The organism is Streptomyces sp. T39 (assembly GCF_008042045.1).
GTDB lineage: Bacteria > Actinomycetota > Actinomycetes > Streptomycetales > Streptomycetaceae > Streptomyces.
The window spans coordinates 24,921-32,169 of sequence record NZ_RDBP01000005.1 but is presented as its reverse complement, the minus strand read 5'-3'; the positions used below and the strand labels follow the sequence as shown (position 1 = coordinate 32,169).

General features: G+C 74.7%; 1 protein-coding gene and 1 pseudogene. Both read left to right on the top strand.

Going from position 1 to position 7,249, the window contains the following annotated elements; translation table 11 throughout:
- Positions 1-160 precede the first annotated feature (160 nt).
- Positions 161-2,947 (top strand): annotated as a pseudogene (locus EAO77_RS41210) (type I polyketide synthase); the annotation flags it as partial.
- A 21-nt stretch (positions 2,948-2,968) separates the two neighbouring features.
- Positions 2,969-7,249, top strand: a 4,281-nt coding sequence (locus EAO77_RS41205; RefSeq protein WP_410088161.1) for a type I polyketide synthase, incomplete at its 3' end; no start/stop codon positions are given.

Below are 7,249 nucleotides of genomic sequence, written 5' to 3'. Positions count from 1 at the left end.
CCTCCCCACCTACCCCTTCCAACGCCACCGCTACTGGGTCGGAACCGAACCCACCGACACACCGGGCGACATCACGCCGCCCCGACCGCAGCTCGGGTGGCTCGGACGTTTCGCGGAGCTCGACGGGGACGCCGAGCGCGACCGGGCGGCGCTGGAGCTGGTGCGCACGCACGTGGCGCAGGTGGTCGGATACGCGGGTCCGGAGGCCGTCGACCCGGACCGGATCTTCAAGGACTTCGGCTTCGACTCGCTGATGGCCGTCGAGCTGCGCGACCTGCTGAGCACGGCCGGCGGCATCGAGCTCGCGGGCACGGTCCTGTTCGACCACCCCACGCCGCGTGCGCTCGCCGGGCATGTCCGGGAGTGCGCGCTGGGCGGTGCCGGTGGCGCGGAGCGCGCCGAGGTCGTGCCCGTGCGGCGTTCCGCCGAGGACGACGAGCCGGTCGCCATCGTCGCGATGAGCTGCCGTCTGCCCGGCGGAGTGCGCACCCCGGAGGACCTCTGGCGGGTGCTGACCGAGGAACGGGACGTCATCGGCGAGTTCCCGGCCAACCGGGAATGGGACCTGGAGGCGCTGTTCGAGGGCTCGGAGTCCCAGGGCAGGTCGTATGTGCGCGAGGGCGGCTTCCTCCACGACGCCGATGTCTTCGACGCGGCGTTCTTCGGGATCTCGCCGCGTGAGGCGCAGGCCATGGACCCGCAGCAGCGACTGCTGCTGGAGACCTCGTGGGAGGCCCTGGAGCGGGCCGGGATCACGCCTGCGTCGCTGAAGGGCAGCCGGTCCGGTGTGTTCGTGGGCGCGATGCCGCAGGACTACGGGCCGCGGATGAACGAGGCCACGGAGGATGTGTCCGGCTATCTGCTGACCGGTGTCACCACCAGCGTCGCCTCCGGCCGCATCGCCTACACGCTCGGCCTGGAAGGGCCGGCGCTCACGGTCGACACCGCCTGCTCGTCGTCCCTGGTGGCCCTGCACATGGCCGTCCAGTCGCTGCGGCGGGGCGAGTGCACCCTGGCGCTCGCCGGCGGCGTGACCGTGATGTCGTCGCCGGGCATCTTCGTGGAGCTGAGCCGTCAGAAGGCGCTCTCCCCCGACGGCCGCTGCAAGGCGTTCTCCGCCGATGCCGACGGCACCGGCTGGGGCGAGGGCGTCGGCATGCTGGTGCTGGAGCGGCTGTCCGACGCGCGGCGCAACGGGCACCGGGTGCTGGCGGTCGTCCGCGGATCCGCGGCCAACCAGGACGGCGCGAGCAACGGCCTCACCGCGCCCAACGGTCCCGCGCAGCAGAAGGTCATCCGCCAGGCCCTGGCCGACGCCGGGCTCTCGGCCGCGGAGGTCGACGCGGTGGAGGCACACGGCACCGGCACCTCGCTCGGCGACCCGATCGAGGCCGGCGCCCTGCTCGCCACCTACGGCAGGGAGCGCACCGACGGAGAGCCGCTGTGGCTGGGCTCGCTGAAGTCCAACGTCGGTCATCCGCAGGCCGCCGCGGGCGTGGCCGGTGTCATCAAGATGGTCCTGGCCATGCAGCACGGGGTGCTGCCCAGGACGCTGCACGTCACGGAGGCGTCGCCGCACGTCGACTGGCGGTCGGGCGCGGTGGAACTGCTCACCGAGGCACGCGAGTGGCCGGAGACGGGCAGGCCGCGGCGCGCCGGGGTCTCCTCGTTCGGCATCAGCGGCACCAATGCGCATGCCGTCCTCGAACAGGCCCCGCCGGAGACCGCGGTATCCCCCGCTGCGGCTCCGGCGGAGGCCGGCCCCGCCGGCCGGACCCGGGTGCCCTGGGTTCTCTCGGGCAGGACCGCGCAGGCCCTGCGGGAGCAGGCAGCCGCGCTGCACCGGCAGCTGACGGCACCGGGTGGGCAGGCGGCCCCCGAGGCGGTGGGCCGGGCGCTGGCCACCACACGGACGGGCTTCGCGCACCGGGCGGTCGTCGTGGGGCGCGACGCGCCGGAGCTGCTGGCGGGCCTCGACGCGCTGGCGCGCGGCGTCGACGCCCCGGGCCTGACCGTGGACGCGGCCGGCGGCGTGGGCCGCCGGGCGGTGTTCGTCTTCCCCGGCCAGGGTTCGCAGTGGACCGGCATGGCCCGTGAACTGTGGTCGTCCTCCCCCGTCTTCGCGGAGCAGCTGGAGTCGTGCGCGGCGGCGGTCGAGGAGTACCTGGACTGGTCGCTGCTGGATGTGCTCCGCGAGAAGCCGGGCGCCCCCTCGCTCGACCGGATCGACGTGGTCCAGCCGGCGCTCTTCGCGGTGATGGTGGCACTGGCCGGCATGTGGCGGGCGCACGGTGTGGAGCCGGCCGCCGTCGTGGGCCACTCACAGGGCGAGATCGCCGCCGCCTACGTGGCCGGCGGCCTGTCCCTGGACGACGCGGCCAGGGTCGTGGTGCGGCGCAGCCAGGCGTGGGCCGAGCTCAGCGGCAAGGGCGCCATGCTGTCCGTGCTCAGCTCGTCCGAGGACGTGGCGGAGCGGCTCGGGCCGTGGCAGGACCGCATCGGCATCGCCGCCGTCAACAGCCCGAGGACGGTGACGGTCTCCGGCGACCCGGAGGCGCTGGACGCCTTCATGGCCGAGCTGACGGCTGCGGGCGTCAAGTCCCGTCTCATCCCCGGTGTCGACACGGCGGGCCACTCGCCGCAGGTGGACGCGCTGCGTGAGCGTCTGCTGCGCGAGGTGGGCACGGTGCGCCCGGCCGGCGGCGGTGTCCCCTTCTACTCCACGGTCACCGGCGGCCTCCTCGACACCCGGCAGCTCGACGCGGACTACTGGTACCGCAACATGCGTGAGCCCGTGAACTTCCAGCAGGCGTCGCGCACCCTGCTCGCCGACGGGTTCGCCGCGTTCGTGGAGTGCAGCCCGCATCCGATGCTCGCGCTGGCGATCCAGCAGACCGCGGAGGAGGCCGGCACGGAACCGTCGGTCGTCGGCACGCTCCGCCGCGACCTGGGCGGCGAGGAACGCTTCATGGAGGCGTTCGCCGAGGCGTACGTGCGCGGTGTCGACCCGGTGTGGTCCGCCGTGTTCGGCGAGGGCACGGGTCCCGTGCCCGAGCTGCCGACCTATCCGTTCCAGCGTGACCGCTACTGGCTCGCACCCCGGGCCGCGGGCAACGACGTCACCCGGGCCGGGCTCGACGCCGGCGACCATCCGCTGCTCGGCGCGGCGGTGGCGCTCGCCGGCGGTGCGGGTCATGTGTTCACCGGCAGGCTGACCCTCCAGGACGTGGCCGCGCTCGCCGACCGGACGGTACCCGGCGCGGCGGTCCTCCCCGGATCGCTGTTCGCGGGGCTCGCCGTCCACGCCGGTGACCGGGTCGGCTGCGGCCGGGTGGACGAACTCGCCCTCGCCGCACCGCTGGTCGTCCCCGAGCAGGGTGCGGTGCTGCTCCAGCTGAGGGTCGGGCCGGCCGACGAGGCGGGCCGCCACACCTTCGAGGTGCACGCCCGCCCGGAGAAGGCGGAGCCGGACGAGCCCTGGACGGCTCACGCCACCGGCGTGCTGGCCCCCGCGCCGGACGCCGCCGTGGACGGCCCGGCCGACTGGCCGCCGCGCGGCGCGGAACCGCTCGCGTCGCCCGGCGACGCACTCGCCGCCTGGCGCCTCGGCGAGGAGCTGTACGCGGAGACCGGGCTCACCGACGAGGAACTGTCCGGCGGCGCGGCCCACGGCCTGCACCCGGCGCTGCTGGAGTCCGCCCTGGCCCTGACGGCCGGAGGACCCCAGGACGAGGAAGGGACACGGCTCGCCGCCCGCTGGACGGGGGTGACCCTGCATGCCGCCGGGGCCACCGCGCTGCGGGTGCGGCTCACGCCTGACGGCGCCGGCGCGTACCGTCTGACCGGGACCGACGCCTCGGGCAGCCCGGTCGTGACCGCGGACTCGGTGGCGCTGCGCGCGGTCGAGGCGCGCGAACTCGCGGCCGCCGGACCGTCGTTCCACCCCTCGCTGTTCCGCGTCCGGTGGCCCGCCGTCGAGACCGCGGCCGTCACGGGCGGCGACGCCCCCGGCGTCCTCGGTGAGGACGTCCTCGGGCTGACGTCCGCCCTCGGGGCGACGGCCTTCGACGCGACCGACGACGGCCCCGTCCCGCAGCTGGTGCTGGCACCGCTGTCCGACCCGGAGCACACCGCCGGCTCGGTCCGCAGGGCCGTTCACCGGGCACTCGCCCTGGTGCAGGACTGGCTCACCGAGGAGCGGTTCGCGGAGGCCCGGCTGGTGTTCGTGACCCGCGGCGCCGTGGCCACCGAGGCGGACGCCGACGTGACCGATCCCGGGCACGCCGCGGTGTGGGGCCTGGTGCGGTCCGCGCAGTCCGAGAACCCCGGCCGGTTCACCCTGCTGGACCTGGACGACCACCCCGGCTCGCTGTCCGCCGTGGCGGCAGCGCTCGCGACGGGCGAGCCCCAGCTCGCCCTGCGGTCGGGCACGGCACACGCCCCGCGGCTGGCCCGGGTGCCCGTGCCGGAGCACCGGGCCCGGACGCTGCGGACCGACGGCACGGTCCTGATCACCGGCGGCACCGGCACCCTCGGCGGGCTGCTCGCCCGCCGGCTGGTCACCGGCCACGGCGTACGCCATCTCCTGCTGACCAGCCGCCGCGGACCGGCCGCCGAGGGCGCGGACGCCCTGCGCGAGGAACTCACCGCGCTGGGAGCCGCCACCGTCACCGTCACCGCCTGCGACACCGCGGACCGCGACGCCGTGGCCGCACTGCTCGCCGGCGTGCCGGCCGACCGTCCGCTGACGGCGGTGTTCCACACCGCGGGCGTCCTGGACGACGGGATCGTCACCTCGCTCACTCCCGAACGGGTCGACCGGGTGCTCGCGCCGAAGGCCGACGCCGCGCTGCATCTGCACGAGCTGACCCGCGACGCGGATCTCGACGCCTTCGTCCTCTACTCGTCCGTCGTCGCCACCATCGGCAATGCGGGCCAGGCCAACTACGCCGCCGCCAACGCCTATCTCGACGCGCTCGCCCAGCACCGCCGGGCGAACGGGCTGCCCGGCCAGTCCCTCGCCTGGGGCCTGTGGGAGGCGCGCAGCGGCATGAGCGGCCATCTGGCCGACGCCGATGTGCAGCGCATGGGCCGGACCGGCATCGCGCCGCTGCCCAGCGGACCGGGCATGGACCTCTTCGACACGGCCCTCGCCGTGGGCGACGCCACGCTCGTCCCCGTCCGCCTCGATCTGCCGGGGCTGCGCGCCCGGGCCGCGCGGGAGCAGGAGCCCGTCCCTGCGTACCTGCGGGGGCTGATCCGCCGCCCCGCGCGCCGGGTGGTGCGGGCCGCGGCCGGAGAGCAGGCGTCCAGCTCGCTCGCCGCGGCGCTCACCGGGCTCTCCCCGGCCGACCAGGAGGCGCAGGTGCTGGCGCTGGTGCGCGAGCACGCAGCGGGCATCCTGCACACCACGCCGGAGAGCGTCGAGGCGGAGCGCGCGTTCCGAGAGATCGGCTTCGACTCGCTGACCGCCGTGGAGCTGCGCAACCGGCTCAACGCGGCCACCGGGCTGCGGCTGCCGACCACCCTGCTCTTCGACCACCCGACGCCCGCCGTCCTCGCCGCCCATCTGCGGCGCGAGGCGGTCGGCGACGACGCCCCGGCCGCGGCGGCGGCCGGCGGGCGGGCCGCCGACACGGACGACCCGATCGTGATCGTCGGCATGAGCTGCCGGCTGCCGGGCGGGGTCCGCAGCCCCGAGGACCTGTGGGAGCTGGTCGCCGCCGGGCGGGACGTCATCTCGACGTTCCCGACGGACCGCGGCTGGAACGTGGAGGAGCTCTACGACCCCAACCCGGAAGCGCACGGCAAGAGTTACGCGAAGGAGGGCGGGTTCCTCTACGACGCCTACGACTTCGACCCCGAGTTCTTCGGGATCTCGCCGCGTGAGGCGCTGGCCATGGACCCGCAGCAGCGGCTGCTCCTGGAGGCGGCCTGGGAGGTGCTCGAGCGGGCACAGATCGATCCCTCGACGCTCAAGGGCAGCCAGGCCGGTGTCTTCATCGGCACCAACGGGCAGGACTACGCCTCGCATCTGCGCGACATGCCCGCCGACCTGGAGGGCTACCTTCTCACCGGCAAGGCCGCGAGCGTGGTGTCGGGGCGGGTCGCGTACGCCCTCGGCCTCGAAGGCCCGGCGATCACGCTGGACACGGCGTGCTCGTCGTCGCTGGTGGCCCTGCACCAGGCGGCGCAGGCACTGCGGCAGGGCGAGTGCACACTGGCGCTCGCCGGTGGTGTGACCGTGATGTCGCACCCGAGTCTGTTCATCGAGTTCAGCCGTCAGCGCGGGCTGTCGCCCGACGGCCGGTCCAAGGCGTTCTCCGCGGACACCAACGGGACCAGCTGGGCCGAGGGCGTGGGCATGGTGCTGCTGGAGCGGCTGTCCGACGCGCGCCGCAACGGGCACCAGGTGCTGGCCGTGGTCAAGGGTTCGGCCGTCAACCAGGACGGCGCGAGCAACGGCCTGAGCGCGCCCAACGGTCCCTCCCAGCAGCGGGTGATCCGCGCCGCCCTGGCCAACGCGGGCCTGACGCCCGCGGAGGTCGACGCGGTGGAGGCGCACGGCACCGGCACCGTCCTCGGCGACCCGATCGAGGCACAGGCCATCATCGCCACCTACGGGCAGGGCAGGCCGGAGGACCGGCCGCTGCGTCTGGGGGCGCTCAAGTCGAACATCGGTCACTCACAGGCGGCTTCGGGCGTCGCGGGTATCATCAAGATGGTGATGGCTCTGCGTCACGGGCAGCTGCCGAAGACGCTGCACGTGTCGGAGCCCACGCCCCATGTGGACTGGTCCGCGGGCCGGGTGGAACTGCTCACCGAGGCGATGGCGTGGCCCGAGGGTGACGCCCCGCGTCGTGCGGGTGTGTCGGCCTTCGGGATCAGCGGCACCAATGCCCACATGATTCTGGAGCAGGCGCCGGTGGTGGAGCCGGTGGAGCCCGTGTCCGCGGATGGTGTGGCGTGGCCGGTGCCGTGGGTGGTGTCCGGCCGCACCGAGGACGCCGTCCGCGACCAGGCCCGCCGCCTCGCCGCCCACGTCCGCGAACACCCCGAACACACCGTCACCGACATCGCCCACTCCCTCGCCACCACCCGCACCGCCTTCCACCACCGCGCCGCAGCCATCGGCACCGACCGCGACGACCTCCTCACCCAACTCGACCGCATCGCCGACACCACCACCCCCATCACCCAGACCCAAACCGGCAAAACCGCCTTCCTCTTCACCGGACAAGGCGCCCAA